Here is a 15,644-nt window from a genome sequence, read left to right as displayed (position 1 = left end):
GTTGGCATCGACCTCGGCGCTGGCGAAGGTAAAGCTTGTGGCGCTTGCCTCGGTGCCGCTGAGCGTGGCGTCATCGAAGCTTACGCTATGGCCGCTGGGCGCGGTGGCATCCAGAGTGGCGGTATCGGTCACGGCACTGGCGGCGTTGCCGGCGGCATCGGTCAGCGTTACGGAGAGAGTAATGGTGCCGTCCGGGAGGCCACTGACGTCGATGCCGGTGATTTGTTCTCCGGTGCTGGTTACGGTGCCCGAGCCGGTTACCGAGGTGCCACCGCCGCTGCTGGAAATGGTGTAGCTGTAGTTGGCGCCGACCTCGGCACTGGCGAAGGTAAAGCTTGTGGCGCTTGCTTCACTGGCATCAATGTTGGCGTCGTCAAAGCTGATACTGTGACCGGTGGGCGCCGCATTGTCGACCTCGGCATTGCTACTGTCGGCAACGGTTACCGTGTTGCCGGCATTGTCCGTAGCGCTAACCGAAACATTCAGGTTACTTCCGGATACAGAGCTGCCATCAATGGTGTAGTTGGCGCTCCAGGTGTCACTGCTGTTGGTGGCGGCCACGGCAGCTTCACCACCAAAGGCGGAGAAGTCGATCGTCACACTACTGATGGTGTCACTGTTGTTGTCGCCACTTGCGGTGTTGTCCCAGGTGGCGGTGACGGTATCGCCTAGAATGTAAGCGCCTCCGTTGCCTGAGCTCCCCATGAGGCTAATATTGGCATCGCTCACGGAGGGGGCGACATCGTCCGTGAGACTGACGGAGGAACTGATGGACAAAGTGGCCGTGTCGTCTCCGCCATTTGCCGTACCACCGTTGTCCGTCACAGACGTTAAGGTAACAGTGCGCGTGGACGCACTGACCTCGATACTGCTGTTCAAATAAGAGAGGTTGTCGATCAGGTTTTGCGCCTGCGAATCGGACAGGCTGGCCCCCGAGAAGTTGACGGTGGCCGTGGAACTTACAACGGATACGGCGTAATTCAAGCCATTGGTCGATGTTGAACCGGAGGTTCCGTCCGTTAGGGCAATGGTGCTGCCGTCGGCGATAAGCGTTTCCGAAGCACCATTGATGAGGTTGCTTACGGTTAGCGTAAAGCCGGATACAGTTTGGCCGCTTTCAATCGTTGAAATGCTCGCGCCTGAAAACAAGCCGACAGCGCTGCCACCCTCACTGAAACTGGGGTCGCTGCCGGCGGCCGTCAATGTCGGCTCGTTATTGACCCCGGCCACCGTTACTGTGGAGCCCACGGCCAGCGAGGCGGTATCGTCCCCACCGTTGGCGGTGCCGCCGCTATCCTGCAGGGAGGTGATGGTTACCACACGGTTGCTGGTGTCCGGCGTGTTGCTGTTGTTTTGATAGCTCAGGCCGTCGACCAGCGTTTGGGTGGCCGCGCTCGACAGGGTGCCGCCGGTCAGGGAGACCGTCGCGGTGGTGCCGGAAACGGAAACGCTGTAGCTCAAGCTGTTGCTGGCGGTTGTGCCGGAGGTGCCGTTGGTCAGTGCGATGGCGGTGCCGTCGGCGGTGAGTACTTCATCGACTCCGTCGTTGACGTTGGTCACCGTCAGGGTTAGTGCGCCAAGCGTCTGCCCGGCCTCGATGGTGCTAACGCTGCTGGCGCTGAACAGGCCAGCCGCTGAACCCCCTTCGGTGAAGGTGGGGTTGGCGCCGGTGGCGGTGAGCGTGGGCTCGTCGTTGGTCTCAACCACGGTGACGGTCGAATCGACAGCCAGCGAAACCGTGTCGTCGCCGCCGTTGGCAGTGCCGCCGCTGTCCTGGAGACTCGTTAGCGTCACCACGCGGTTGCTGGTCGAAGGGCTGTTGCTGTTGTTTTGGTAGCTGATGTTGTCGACCAGAGTCTGCGCCGCCGAAGTGGACAGGTTGCCACCGGTCAGTGAGACGGTGGCGGTGGTGCCGACCACCGAAACGCTGTAGCTCAAGCTGTTGCTCGCGGTGGTGCCGCTGGTGCCATGGGTCAGCACAATCGTCGACCCGTCCAGATTGATTCGTTCGTTGCTTCCATCGCTGGTGTTCGAAACCGTAAAGGTTAGGGCGCTAACGGTTTGACCGGTGTCTTGGGTACTGATACTGGTACCACTGAAGAGGCTGGCCGCAGAGCTGCCCTCGGTAAAAGTCGGGTCGTTGCCTGTCGCGGTCAAAGTGGGCTCGTTGTTGACGGGGGGAGCTTGAATGTCACCTATCCCAATTTCACCAAAGGAGGCGTACATGTTGCCATTTGACGTTATGGTAAACTGAGTGATGTCATTAAAGTTCAGTGTCGGTGTTTCTGAGCCCGTGGCGTAAACGGGGGAACCATTACTTGGCGTGAATGTGTAAGTGTTCGAATAAGAGTTAACAAATAAGCTAAGAGTGGAAACATCAAATGTTTGGCCACCAGACATGGAAATCGTAAGAGAGGACTCATAGGAGCCACCGGCCCCTGCCGTTACATAAGAATAAATGTAAGTGCTGACGTCGGCACCATCAAACTCAAGGGTCTGGCCCCCGGAAAGCGTATAAGTCGCATCGATGCTGGCGGCACCCCCCATGGCACCTGCGTAGGAGACGGACCCCCCTCCACCGCTAACGAGAGGAAGAACATGTTTGAAGTTCTTAAGGGCGGCTGAAGAGAAAGGCGTTGATGACTCAATAGTACCTCTGGCCACCTCAAGGTCCCAGTCACCATGCTTTCTGGCGTCGCCTGTAAAATCGTTTGAGGCCGCTACGTCAACACCGGCGTTTGACGAAACAAGATCGAGAAAGTCATGTCCCTCTTGGCCGGCTGCCAGATTACAGCCATAAAAGAGCACGTCACCGCCTTCACGCAGCGCGGCACCCAATAGCGTGGTCGTCGTCCCGCTATCAAAGTTTTCCGAGGTCAAGGTGCTCGTTCCCAGTTGAATACGACCCGACCCAGCATGAGAGACTAAATGAATGGCGTCGAGCTCAGCGTAGTCGCTTAAGATGGACTGTAGCTGCTGTTCGCCGTCAGCATCCTTATTAACAAACCGAACTTGGAAGCCTGGCTTTAGGTTCTCGGTAAAGGTCGTGTAGTTGGGCACCGACGTATCAATAATAACAAGCTCTCTGACGGAGCGCCCGGACTGCAAATCCAGTGGTTGCGCTTGTGGTTTTGCGCTTTCGGCAGGGTGAGTGTTCCCTCTCAGTTTGAGCGTCCGTGTGGCGGGTCTTACAAGGCGCATATCGCTGGCAGACAGTTGAATGCCCTTATTGTCCAAGAAACGGCCACTACGAATGCTAGCTGGCGCCTCACTTTCACCCTCCCGGTAAGCAACTTTATCTGGAGAAGACAGTCTCCTTTGGTAGCTTCCAGCAGCGATGTACGCCGACGTTGGCATGGAGAAAACGCCCAAAGGCACAAGCAGTGCCATCAAGGGGTTCATTTTCTTGTGAATCATGAGTGGCTCCTCAGGCTGATAGGTTCTTCAGCTGTTTGCTTGGGGGCGATTATGCTGGCTTCTGTGCCGGTATGGTCCCTCCAGAAGGCCATGTCGCTATATTTTGTAAACAAGTCGGGCGGTAGAATGCTCCGTCTCGGTGTGAAATCCACTTTTCGCTTCACTCGGTGCAGCCCGTCGATGCCCAACGTTTGATCGAACTTGTTCTCTTCATACTCCACATTCTCAAAGTCGTGTTGATACGCGGGTAACTCAAGAAACTGATACATTAATTCAACGGTTCGTTCTGGATTGGAGGCCAAAAGGTCGTAGTCAATCAGTAGCAAACGGTTAGAGTATTCGCCGTAGTAGGCCTCCTTAAGCGCAGTCCAGGCGCTGCCAACGGCACTCCCCGCTTGCATTAGCGTCTCGCAGCGGCTGTAGACGGTCATGCGCGATGCGGGAGTGAACATTCGGCTGTAGTCAAACGGGTTCTTCCGATAAATGCGTTCAAAGCTGTCCATGATCCACGCCGGGTTACGAACGCAGCAGATCATTTTGAAATCAGGAAAGAGCTCTACAAGCTGATGCATCCGAGCCGTCCAGATTCGGTTGGTGTCGAAAATGATGGCAGCATCGCTCTTGTCGCTGTAGTAGGCTTCGAAAATTCCTTCTGTGAGTCGTTTTCGTTTATCTCGGTCAAAGAACGCATAGAACTCGCTGCCGGCGCCTATTTGCTCCAGGCAGGAATTCATTAGGGCCGCCACCGGACTCGACATGGCGGCGTGAAAATCAGGGTTCTGCCGAAGGATGCCAGCCAGCAGTGTGGAGCCGGAGCGAGGCATGCCCGAAATAAAGTGATAGTTTCGATTCATAAAGTTCACAGTGTATTGGTTCGGCTGTTATTAGTGGTTCCGGTTGTGTTGAAATGGTTTGCAAATTATGGGCATACTAGCTTTTTTGCAAACCCAATGAACGAACCCGTATAGGCAAACGTATAACCGCATGGATAAATTCACATTGCCCGATGGCCTGGGGTTGCGTCAGGCGACCGCTTCCGATCAACCTTTTCTTGCTTCGTTGTTTCACTCCACCCGTGAGGCGTTTTATCTGTCTGGTCAGGATAAGGACTATATTCACCATCTTATTGACCAGCAGTTTGATCTCCAGACCGAGGCTTATGGCGAGCAGTCGCCGGATGCCATGACGTTCATCGTTGATAAGTCAGGCACACCCATCGGGCGCCTGGTTTTGGACTTTGGTAAAAAAATCGCTCATATTGTTGATCTGTCGTTTATTCCGAAGGCTCGGGCCAAAGGTTATGGCAAAGCGGTAATTCAGGCCGTTCAGCACATCGCTCAGAAGCAGCGGTTACCGGTCGGTCTGTCGGTCGAGCATCAAAATTCCCGAGCCCGGAAGCTGTATCTATCGCTGGGTTTTGCTCCGTATGAAAATTCCATCAGTCACGCGTTTATGCTTTGGTACCCCGTGCTTGGCTAAAAACCCGACCCAACGCGGACCAGAGAGCGCAGCCCACCGTATGTGCTGCGCTTAATCACCTACAGGCCATCAATTTCGGGGTGGGAACAGCCCTTGTAATGCGATGGAGAAATTGAGGGCCATAAACGGGTTCTGTATGTTAAACGGCTGGCCACCGCCAGCCGTTCCCACTTGAACCGTACCACTGGCACTGCCGGATACGCCGCCCAGAGAGACGAGCGATTCGTCCGAGGGATTGGATTTGTAAATGTTCTCATCCTTATCCTGGGGCCCACCGGTCGCTTTCGTCTTGGATAAATAGGCTCCTTGGCTGGGGGTTGTGGCGTCGCCCTCCTCTGTCGTCGCTTTCACCTCTGTGCTGCTACCCCCTGAAGTAAATGTGGCCTGGTGAGAGTGCGGCGCCAGCTCTGTTTCAATAAGTGTATGAGTTTGAGAGCCCCCGTACTGGCCAATCCGAAAGGGCGTCAAGCTGGGTGGGGATTGGCCATGGCTCTGGCCAACTGGCGCTCGGGACGCCATATTTGGCAGGCCAAAGGTGGTCCGGCCGTCACCGCCGAAGTTTGTGCCAAGCAAGGAAAAGAGGGCCGTATTCTGGCTAATGGCAATCAGCTGTCCTTCGCACAGCGCCCAGCCGCGCGGCGCAAAATCAAAGCCAAACATCTGAATTTGACCAAGAAAGGGTTCTGACATCGCTTATGCTCCTTTTTAAGGCAAAAGTTCTTGTGGGTGCGGCAAGGCTCCCGCATTGCCGCGCTGTTAGCCTTCGCCAACTCCGGTTCTGTCACTGTGCGCCTCGGTGACAATAATCTCGTAGTGCGCTCCGCTTTTAGCGGATAGGTGCAACAATGGCTGGCCGATTGCCGGATGTTCAATCTGGTAGGAGCCATCAACGACTGATAGTGGCTGGTCGGTCTCAAGGAGAACGCTCCATCCTAGCCACTGGTTGGACTTCATGTCGTACTTGTCTACCGCACTCACCGTCATGGCCACCCGTTGACCCGCGGCGTCGCAAACGTCGACCTGCTGCCCCTCCAGGGTTTTAAAAGTGTCGTAATTCAGTTCACTCATGGGTTTTCTCTTGATGAAGCGGCCAGGGGCTCCCAGCACAGTTGATCAGTAGGTTGATTCAATCCGCTGTCCCCGTGTTCCAAACACTGTGGGTATTGTTGACATTGATGTACCAGAGCCCCCCCGGCTTCATGGTAACTAGTTTATTGCTGCATAAAGACAGCACATCGTCTTCCATCACGGGGCAGCCCACCCGTCTTCGGGCTCGTGGACGAACGCTTGGAGGATTGGGTAGGCATCGTGATGTCGACGTAAACACCGTATCGGTTGAACCGCCCAGCCGACGTTGTAATCCGCCGGGTTAACATGACCGATCCACTGACGCAGCGATAACATATGAGTATTGCGTTCAAGCGCATCGAGGCAGCTTGACACGTCCAAATTGTTTAAACGAGCACTATCAACGGGTTTTGTTAGTGACGCCTTTAGCGCTTCCTGCAAATCCGGCCCCCTTCGGTGGTTATATTTTCTCACTAGCTAATTAAGGCTAGCGGAGCCCCCTATCCTGCGCAAATACTTTTTTACGTTTAATTTTTCAATGAGATGTGTATAGGGAAATTGACGCCGAAAGAAGTGTCGGTTTTTTGTCGGGTGTTTGCGTTTTGATCAATAGAGGGGTGGTGGGTGCCAGTTTTCTGACTGAGAGGGGCGGCTGGGAGTGCGTAGGTAGTTTCTACTATGGAGGGCGGGCTTAACCGACGAGTGGGCCGGATTGAGCTTTGTCGATCCGGCCTACTTGAAGGTCGCATGGGGACTTATTCCGGCTGTAGCCCCAGATTGTTCACAATATTCGCCGTTGGCGCGTACTGATTCATGGTATAGATGTGGATTCCCGGTGCGCCATTCTCCAGCAGAGTTTCGCACAGCTCGGTGACCAGCTCCTCGCCGAAGGCTTTGATGCTGTCGCTGTCATCGCCGTAAGCTTCGAGGCGCTTTCGCATCCAGCGAGGGATTTCCGCACCACAGGCGTCGGAGAAGCGGGTCAGATTCTTGTAGTTGATGATGGGCATAATGCCCGGGTATATCGGCTGGGTAATGCCGGCCTTAGCGCATTGATCCATAAAATAAAAATAGGCGTCCGGGTTGTAGAAGTACTGGGTAATGGCACTGTCGGCGCCCGCCTCGAATTTGCCCTTCAGGAATTTGATGTCGTCATCGTAGCTGTTGGCCTGGGGGTGTATCTCCGGGTAGGCCGCCACTTCCAGGTGGAAGTGGTTGCCGAAGTGCTTGCGGATGAACGCAACCAGCTCATTGGCATAGACCATCTGGTAGCCGCCGCCCACGCCCGAGGGCATATCGCCGCGCAAGGCGACGATGCGGTCGATGCCGGCGTCTTTGTATTCCTGGATGAGGGCCTTGATGGTTTCCTCTTCATCGCCACCGAAGGAGAGGTGCGGGGCCACCGGCACGCCTTCGTTTTTGAAATGCTTCACGAGGCCTTTGGTGTTATCCCGCGTGGAACCTCCGGCGCCGTAAGTGACGGAAAAAAAATCCGGTTCGAGTTCGGAGAGTTTTTTGCGCACATTGAGCAGCTTCTCCCGGCCCTGGTCGGTTTTGGGCGGGAAGAATTCGAAGCTCAGGCGCGGTTGATCGTTGTCGGTCATTTTGGTGGAGCTCTGTTTTTAATGTCGTGTTTTGGGTTTTTAGGGTAGGTGGCGCAGCGCCACCTACCATTTTATTTCCTGCTCAATCAATACTTATAACTTTCCGGCTTAAACGGCCCTTCCACCGGCACATCGATGTACCCGGCTTGCTTTGGGGTGAGCTTGGTGATTACGCCACCAAAGCCTTCCACCATGTCTTTGGCCACTTCCTCGTCCAGCTTTTTGGGCAGCACCTTTACATACAGGTGTTCTTTCTTCTGGTCCTTCGGCAGGTCGGCGAACTTGCGCTCGAACAGGTGCATCTGGGCCAATACCTGGTTGGCAAAGGAGCCGTCCATAATGCGCGAGGGGTGCCCGGTGGCGTTGCCCAGGTTCACCAGGCGGCCTTCGGAAAGCAGAATTAGGTGGTCGTTGCTCTCTTTGTCACGGTAGATTTTGTGCACTTGGGGTTTGATTTCTTCCCAGTGCCAGTTCTCGCGCATGTAGGCGGTATCGATCTCGCTGTCGAAGTGACCGATATTGCATACCACGGCGCTGCTCTTCAGCGCCTTGAGCATGGGCGCGTCGCACACATTGACGTTGCCCGTAGTGGTAACCACCAGGTCGGTATTGCCCAGCAATACTTTATCAATGTCTGAATCTTTTCCGGTATTCACGCCCTTTTTGTAGGGTGATACCACCTCAAAACCGTCCATGCAGGCTTGCATGGCACAGATCGGGTCGATCTCTGTGACCTTCACGATCATGCCTTCCTGGCGCAGGGAGGCGGCGGAGCCTTTACCGACGTCACCGTAGCCGATGACCAGGGCTTTCTTGCCGGCCATCAAGTGGTCGATACCGCGCTTAATGGCATCGTTCAGGCTGTGACGGCAACCGTATTTGTTGTCGTTCTTGCTTTTGGTGATGGCGTCGTTAACGTTGATGGCCGGTACTTTCAGCTCGCCTTTTTTCAGCATATCCAGCAGCCGGTGCACCCCGGTGGTGGTTTCTTCCGAAATGCCGTGAATTTTGTCCAGCTGCTCGGCATACTTTTCATGCATCAGGCCGGTCAAGTCACCGCCGTCATCCAGAATCATGTTGGAATCCCAGACCTTGCCGTCTTTCAGAATGGTCTGCTCAATGCACCACCAGAACTCCTCTTCGCTCTGCCCTTTCCAGGCAAAGACCGGCACGCCCGCGGCGGCGATGGCGGCGGCGGCGTGATCCTGGGTGGAGAAAATGTTGCACGAGGCCCAGCGCACTTCCGCCCCCAGTTCCACCAGGGTTTCAATCAGCACGGCGGTCTGGATGGTCATGTGGATGCAGCCCATAATTTTGGCGCCGGCGAGTGGCTTGTCCGCTTTGTATTTGCGGCGCAGGGCCATCAGCGCGGGCATTTCGCCTTCGGCGATGTCGATTTCCCGGCGGCCCCATTGGGCTTGCTTTTCAAACTCTTCAGCGGTTTTGGCGGCGACTTTGTAGTCGGTAAATTTCGCGGCGATGTTCATGGAGTATCTCCGGTCTAATGTATGAATTCGGCTCGGTGCATTGGTAGGTGGCGTTTCACTTACCTACCCTACGCCACGGAATCGTAGGGTAGGTAAGCGCAGCGCCACCTACCGTATAGGCCCCTGTACTACAAATACTTCTTCAACAACTCCGCCTTGTCGGTCTTCTCCCAGGTAAACTCCGGCAGCTCGCGACCGAAATGCCCGTAGGCGGCGGTGGCCCGGTAGATGGGGCGCTTCAGCTCAAGCATGTCGACCAGGCCTTTCGGGCGCAGATCAAAGTGTTCGCGCACCAGTTTGGCGATCTCGTCGTCCGGTAATTTACCGGTGCCGAAGGTGTTCACCGAAATGGACGTGGGCTCGGCCACGCCGATGGCGTAAGAGATCTGAATTTCACAACGGCTGGCCAGCCCGGCGGCGACAATGTTCTTCGCGACGTAGCGGCCGGCGTAAGCGGCGGAGCGGTCCACTTTGGACGGATCCTTGCCGGAGAAAGCGCCGCCCCCGTGACGGGCCATGCCGCCGTAGGTATCCACGATGATCTTCCGGCCGGTCAGGCCACAGTCACCCACCGGGCCGCCGATAATAAATTGGCCGGTTGGGTTGATGTGGTAGCGCGTATCGTCATGCAGCCACGCTTCCGGCAGCACCGGTTTGAGGATTTCCTCGCGCACGGCCTCGTGAATTTGCGCCTGGGAAACGGTCGGGTGATGTTGAGTGGACAGCACCACGGCGTCCACCGCCACCGGCTTACCGTTTTCATAACGCAGAGTGACCTGGCTTTTGGCGTCGGGACGCAACCAGGGCAGGCTCCCGTTTCGGCGTAGCTCCGCCTGTTTTTCCACCAGGCGGTGAGCGAAGTAGATGGGGGCCGGCATCAGTACGTCGGTCTCGTCGGTGGCGTAGCCGAACATCAGGCCTTGGTCCCCGGCACCCTGGTCTTTGGATTCCGCTTCGTTTTCATCCACACCCTGGGCGATATCGGCGGACTGTTTGCCGATGGCATTGAGCACGGCACAAGAGGCACCGTCAAAGCCCACATCGCTGGAGTTGTAGCCGATATCGAGAATGACATCGCGAATCAAGTCTTCCAGGTCGACGTAGGTCGAGGTCCGCACTTCGCCGGCGACGATGGCCATGCCGGTTTTGACCAGCGTTTCCACGGCCACGCGGGCGTTGGGGTCGTCTTTGAGAATGGCATCCAGCACCGCGTCGGAAATCTGATCCGCCAATTTGTCGGGGTGGCCTTCCGAGACGGATTCCGAAGTAAACAACGAATATTCAGCCATGTTTGGCTCCTTGTACGGATGGAAAAGAGTCGGATGATGAAGGTTTAAAAAACTGTCGCAGTTGAATCTGAAAACCGTTGCGCAGGGCGAAGTAAACACTCTGGCCTTCCTTCAGGCCGGCATCGCCCGCCCAGAGGGATAAATCGTCCGGCTCAAAACCCTGCCAGAGATCGCCGCAGGCTTCCCGCGCCCAGGTCTGCTCGTGGCGGCATAGGTCGGTGACCAGCAGAGCGCCACCGGGCACCAGTACGCCGCTCAAATCCTGAAAAATGTCGGCGGGCGAGGGGGTGTGGTGCAGCACCATATTCACCACAATGCAGTCCGCCAGCACTTTGTGCTCTTTCAGTCGCCGGGTGTCGCCGAGAATAAATTCGACGTTCTTCAGGCGCTGTTCTTCAGCGAGCTGCCGAGCCTGCTCCAGCATCTTCGAGGCGTTGTCCAGGGCCACAACCTGCTTGAAGCGCTTGGCCAGCGCCGGCAAAAACTCGCCTTCCCCCGGCCCGACTTCCAGTGCCAAATGGCGATCCTGCAGCGGCGTATTGGCGAGCAGCTGGCCGATCTGTTCGGCGTAGACGGGGTAACTGGCGATGAGGTCCTGTTGCGCCCGGAACTTGTGGGCGTTGTCGGCAAAGAAATCTCGCGAAGCGAGCGCTCGCTCACGCCGAAGCTCGCTCAGTCTCTCGATCAACTCGCTCGGCAGCGGTTCGGCGTCCAGGGTGGCGAACAGTTGCTGTTGCAGCTCGCGCAGCGGATTTTCCGGAGCGAGGTAGGCGCGCCGATAGAAGATGGAGTTGCCCTCCCGGCGGGAGGTGAGCAGCCCGGCGTTGGTGAGCACTTTCAGGTGGTGGCTCATGCCGGATTGTTTGCAATCGAGCAGCTGGCACAGCTCGAGCACCCCGAAGGAGTCCCGTTTCATGACCCGTAGGATGTCCAGGCGAAGGGGGTCGCCCGCGGCTTTGAGCAGCTGCGGGAGTGTCTGGGGGGCGAGGGTGTCCTCGGGTGGGAGTGCTTGAGCGTGATTCATAGAGCGGGAGTCTAGCAGGAGTTTTTATCTATATCAAAATATTTTGATATAGTCTTGGTGAGCGTTTTGGGGAATCCGGTCTGCGATGGGGTGGACTGTTCCCAGACACGCCGTAAACCCCTCCCTGGGGGCTCGAATCGCGGGTCCCCCGCTCCACGGTCTGGGAACAGTCCACCCCACCGCAGACCTCAGTGCCACATTTTGAGGCTCGTAGGGGAGGTAAGGCCGAAGGCCGCCACCTCCCAGGTATTAATTAACTCGAAATGGTGGGTGGCGCGCTTCGCGCTTACCGCACCCTACGTGTTGGTATGGTTGGGTGGTTCTGGCACTGAGGTCAGGGGTTGGGTCTACCCTTCATAGACTCTCTGAGGCATGGATGCCGATGAGAAGCCCCCATGGACGGGTTCACGGCGGGTCTATGAAGGGTAGACCCAACCCCTGACCGGACTTGACCCCCTTTCACAAGGATATGGGCACCTCTATAATAGTCATAAAAACTATAACAAGGCTTTACTGTCCGCTCCGGGTAGGGGAAAATAGCGCGCTCTGAAATCTCCACAACCTATTTGAGCGGCTAGAGTTAAAAAATGCCGCCAAATGTCATACAATTAGCGGCCTCAAAAAGCCAATCGCGGACTTTTAAGAGGCCCTTAGCGGTTTAAAAGAACCGCCGGCACCAGACGAGGTCGACAATCGCACAGCAATGAAAGTCTGGCGTCCAACAACCGCGTGTGAACAGAAAGCCCTGGAGAGCCTTCAGCGCTAACGCCCTGAAAAGCCCCAGGCCTGAAAGAAAAGGGCCACCAAAAGGCCCTAAGATTCCAGAACATCCAACCATTATCGAAGGAGCTACTCACAACATGCCCACTCGTACCGAACTTGCCAACGCCATTCGCGCCCTGAGTATGGACGCGGTCCAGAAAGCCAAAAGCGGCCACCCCGGCGCGCCCATGGGCATGGCGGACATCGCCGAAGTCCTCTGGAACGACTTCATGAAGCACAACCCGGCCAACCCCTACTGGGCCGACCGCGACCGCTTCATCATGTCCAACGGCCACGGCTCCATGCTGGTCTACTCCCTGCTGCATTTGACCGGCTACGACCTGCCGATGAAAGAGCTGGAAAACTTCCGTCAGCTGCACTCCAAAACCCCGGGCCATCCCGAACTGGGTTACACCCCCGGTGTTGAAACCACCACCGGCCCGCTGGGTCAGGGCCTGGCCAACAGCGTCGGCATGGCGCTGGCCGAGAAGAGTCTGGCCGCTCAGTTCAACCGTGAAGGCCACACCATCGTCGACCACCACACCTACGTCTTCATGGGCGACGGCTGCCTGATGGAAGGCATCTCCCACGAAGCCTGCTCCCTGGCCGGTACTCTGGGCCTGGGCAAGCTGATCGGCTTCTACGACGACAACGGCATCTCCATTGACGGCAAGGTCGAAGGCTGGTTTACCGACGACACGCCCAAGCGCTTTGAAGCCTACGACTGGCACGTGATCCCGAACGTCGACGGTCACGACCCCGCCGCCGTGAAGGCCGCTATCGAAGAAGCGCAGAAAGAGACTGAGAAGCCCTCCTTGATCTGCTGCAAGACCGTCATCGGCTTCGGTTCGCCCAACAAGCGCGGTACCCAGGGCATACACGGCGCACCGCTGGGTGAGGAAGAAATCGAACTGGCCCGCAAGGAACTGAACTGGACCCACGCGCCGTTCGAAGTGCCCGACGATATCTATAAAGGTTGGGACGCCAAAGAGAAAGGCGCCGCTTCCGAGAGCACTTGGCAGGAACGTTTCGATGCCTACAAGAAAGCGCATCCGGAGCTGGCGGAAGAGTTCGAACGTCGCGTGATTAAGGGCGAGCTGCCCAAAGAATTCGCCGCCAAGGCCGACGCCTTTATTAAAGAGTGTCAGGAAAAGCAAGAAGCCATGCCCAGCCGCAAGGCCTCACTGAAGGCCATCGAAGCTTACGGTGCGCTCCTGCCGGAACTGCTGGGTGGCTCCGCCGACCTGGCCGGCTCCAACCTGACCATCTGGTCCGGTTCCAAGCCCATCACCAAAGAAGACGCCTCCGGCAACTACATCTACTACGGTGTGCGCGAGTTCGGCATGAGCGCCATGATGAACGGTATCGCCGCTCACGGTGGCTTTATCAACTACGGCGCCACCTTCCTGATGTTTATGGACTACGCCCGTAACGCCGTGCGCATGTCCGCGCTGATGAAAGTGCCCAACATCTTCGTTTATACCCACGACTCTATCGGTCAGGGCGAAGACGGCCCCACTCACCAGCCGGTCGAGCACATGGCCACATTGCGCGCCACGCCGAACATGGTTGTATGGCGCCCCTGTGACGCGGCCGAAACCGCCACCGCCTGGAAAATGGCGATCGAGCGTAAAGACGGCCCGAGCGCACTGGTCTTCAGCCGTCAAGGCCTGGAGCCGGTTCAGCGCAACGAAGAGCAAGTGGAAGCCATTGCCCGTGGCGGCTATATCCTGCGCGACTGCGAAGGCGAGCCGGAAGTCATTCTGATGGCCACCGGTTCCGAAGTGATTCCGACTCTGGAAGCGGCCGATCTGCTGACTGAGAAGGGTCGCAAGGTACGTGTGGTCTCCATGCCCAGCACCACCCTGTTCGATCTGCAAGGCACTGAATACAAAGAAGAAGTTCTGCCGCGCAGCGTAACCGCGCGTGTGGCCGTGGAAACCGCTCACGGTGACCAGTGGCGCAAGTACATTGGCCTGGACGGTGACACCGTGTCTTTGGATACCTTCGGTGAATCCGGCAAGGGCGGTGACCTGATGAAATACTTCGGCTTCACCGCTGAAAACATCGCCAAGACCGCCGAAGGCCTGCTGTAAACGGCATGAGCGATATCATTCGGGCCTGCCCGGTTGATATCGCGCTCGGCGACCGCATCTTCTAATGCGGTATCATTAGCCCGACAACCCCGTTGTCGGGCTTACTTGTTTCCGGTGGACGGGAAAACGCCCGGCCACTCTGAATACAAACCAATGGGAGCGATTCATGACCGTAAAACGTATGCAAGACCAGGATCTGTCCGGTAAGCGCGTATTGATCCGCGAAGACCTGAACGTGCCGATTCGCGACGGCAAAATCACCAGCACCGTTCGCCTGGAAGGCGCCGTGCCCACCATCAAGAAGGCCCTGGAAATGGGCGCCAAGGTCATGGTGATGTCCCACCTGGGCCGCCCGGAAGAAGGTCAGTCCAACGAAGAGGACTCTCTGGCGCTGGTGGCCACGGCCATGGGCGAGTACCTGAACCAAGACGTGCCGCTGATCCGCGATTGGGTCGATGGCGTGGACATGGGCGACCACGACGTCGTGCTGCTGGAAAACGTCCGTTTCAACAAAGGCGAAAAAGCCAACGACGACGAACTGGCCAAGAAAATGGCCAAGCTGTGCGACGTGTTTGTAATGGACGCCTTCGGCACCGCCCACCGCGCCCAAGCCTCCACCCACGGCGTGGCCAAGTACGCTCCCATCGCCTGCGCCGGCCCGCTGTTGGCCAACGAGCTGGACGCGTTGGGTAAAGTGCTGGATAAGCCGGAGCGCCCGCTGGTATCCATCGTCGGCGGCGCCAAAGTCTCTTCCAAGCTGAGTGTGCTGGACTCTCTGTCCAAGATCTCCGATACCCTGGTGGTCGGCGGTGGTATCTCCAACACCTTCGTCGCGGCGGCCGGTTATGAAGTGGGCAACTCCCTGCACGAGAAGGATTTGATTCCCGAAGCTCAGCGCCTGACCAACACCACTGAAGTGATCTACGCTACCGACGTGCGTACCACTACGGCGGGCTTCGATGACTGGGCCAACGACACTCCGACCGAAGTGAAAAAGGTCGACGAGATCGGCGCCGATGAAGAAATCATCGACTACGGTCCGGAAACGGCCCAAAAGGTAGCTGACATCATCAAGGGCGCCAAAACCATTCTGTGGAACGGTCCCTGCGGCGTGTTCGAGTTCGACGCCTTCGCCAAGGGCACCAAAGTAGTGGCCGATGCGATTGCCGAGAGCAACGCCTTCTCCGTCGCCGGAGGCGGTGACACTCTTGCAGCCATCGACAAGTGGGACCTGGCCGACAAAATCTCCTACATCTCTACCGGCGGTGGCGCGTTCCTCGAATTCGTGGAAGGCAAAGCCCTGCCCGCCGTGGAAATCCTGGAGCAGCGCGCAAACGATTAACCACCGTCGTAACGCGGGCACAAAAAAGGCGGCCTCACACCGAGGCCGCCTTTTTTGTAGGGGCGATTTGTCAGGT

At 57.0% G+C, this 15,644-nt stretch carries 11 protein-coding genes and 1 pseudogene; 3 read left to right on the top strand and 9 right to left on the bottom strand.

Features of this window, described 5'->3' with window-relative positions; all coding sequences use genetic code 11:
- Together AAE514_RS06675 and AAE514_RS06670 are read right to left on the bottom strand one after the other, a co-directional pair.
- Nucleotides 1-3,417, bottom strand: a 3,417-nt coding sequence (locus AAE514_RS06675) for a DUF4347 domain-containing protein (RefSeq protein WP_347330746.1), incomplete at its 3' end; no start/stop codon positions are given.
- A complete protein-coding gene (locus tag AAE514_RS06670; protein ID WP_347330745.1) occupies nucleotides 3,414-4,271 on the bottom strand; it encodes a sulfotransferase family protein in 858 nt (285 codons plus the stop codon). The genes AAE514_RS06670 and AAE514_RS06675, both read right to left, overlap by 4 nt.
- Before the next feature lie 130 nt (nucleotides 4,272-4,401).
- On the opposite strand from AAE514_RS06670, the gene AAE514_RS06665 reads away from it, so the two are divergent.
- Nucleotides 4,402-4,896 (top strand): GNAT family N-acetyltransferase, encoded by a 495-nt coding sequence (locus AAE514_RS06665; protein ID WP_347330744.1) that lies wholly within the window; start codon nucleotides 4,402-4,404, stop codon nucleotides 4,894-4,896.
- Between the two features lie 69 nt (nucleotides 4,897-4,965).
- On the opposite strand, the gene AAE514_RS06660 is transcribed toward AAE514_RS06665, so the two are convergent.
- The 7 genes and pseudogenes from AAE514_RS06660 to AAE514_RS06630 form a co-directional block, all read right to left on the bottom strand.
- A complete protein-coding gene (locus AAE514_RS06660; RefSeq protein ID WP_347330752.1) occupies nucleotides 4,966-5,247 on the bottom strand; it encodes a hypothetical protein in 282 nt (93 codons plus the stop codon).
- Between the two features lie 210 nt (nucleotides 5,248-5,457).
- Nucleotides 5,458-5,556, bottom strand: a pseudogene (locus AAE514_RS06655) (phage tail protein); the annotation flags it as partial.
- A gap of 96 nt (nucleotides 5,557-5,652) precedes the next feature.
- Nucleotides 5,653-5,964, bottom strand: a complete 312-nt coding sequence (locus tag AAE514_RS06650; RefSeq protein ID WP_347330743.1) for a DUF6916 family protein — start codon at nucleotides 5,962-5,964, stop codon at nucleotides 5,653-5,655.
- A 755-nt stretch (nucleotides 5,965-6,719) separates the two neighbouring features.
- On the bottom strand, nucleotides 6,720-7,568 hold the full coding sequence (metF, locus tag AAE514_RS06645; RefSeq protein WP_347330742.1) for a methylenetetrahydrofolate reductase [NAD(P)H]: 849 nt from the start codon (nucleotides 7,566-7,568) through the stop codon (nucleotides 6,720-6,722).
- A gap of 86 nt (nucleotides 7,569-7,654) precedes the next feature.
- A complete protein-coding gene (gene ahcY / locus AAE514_RS06640; protein ID WP_347330741.1) occupies nucleotides 7,655-9,055 on the bottom strand; it encodes an adenosylhomocysteinase in 1,401 nt (466 codons plus the stop codon).
- A 128-nt stretch (nucleotides 9,056-9,183) separates the two neighbouring features.
- On the bottom strand, nucleotides 9,184-10,344 hold the full coding sequence (gene metK / locus AAE514_RS06635) for a methionine adenosyltransferase (RefSeq protein WP_347330740.1): 1,161 nt from the start codon (nucleotides 10,342-10,344) through the stop codon (nucleotides 9,184-9,186).
- Nucleotides 10,337-11,368 (bottom strand): ArsR/SmtB family transcription factor, encoded by a 1,032-nt coding sequence (locus AAE514_RS06630; protein WP_347330739.1) that lies wholly within the window; start codon nucleotides 11,366-11,368, stop codon nucleotides 10,337-10,339. Before AAE514_RS06630 ends, metK begins: the two co-directional genes overlap by 8 nt.
- A gap of 860 nt (nucleotides 11,369-12,228) precedes the next feature.
- Between AAE514_RS06630 and tkt the strand changes: the two genes are divergently transcribed.
- A complete protein-coding gene (gene tkt, locus AAE514_RS06625) occupies nucleotides 12,229-14,226 on the top strand; it encodes a transketolase (protein ID WP_347330738.1) in 1,998 nt (665 codons plus the stop codon).
- A gap of 166 nt (nucleotides 14,227-14,392) precedes the next feature.
- Nucleotides 14,393-15,568, top strand: a complete 1,176-nt coding sequence (locus AAE514_RS06620) for a phosphoglycerate kinase (RefSeq protein ID WP_347330737.1) — start codon at nucleotides 14,393-14,395, stop codon at nucleotides 15,566-15,568.
- The last annotated feature ends 76 nt before the right edge of the window (nucleotides 15,569-15,644 follow it).

The organism is Marinimicrobium locisalis, from assembly GCF_039822625.1.
GTDB lineage: Bacteria > Pseudomonadota > Gammaproteobacteria > Pseudomonadales > Cellvibrionaceae > Marinimicrobium > Marinimicrobium locisalis.
This window is presented reverse-complemented; position numbering and strand designations above follow the sequence as displayed.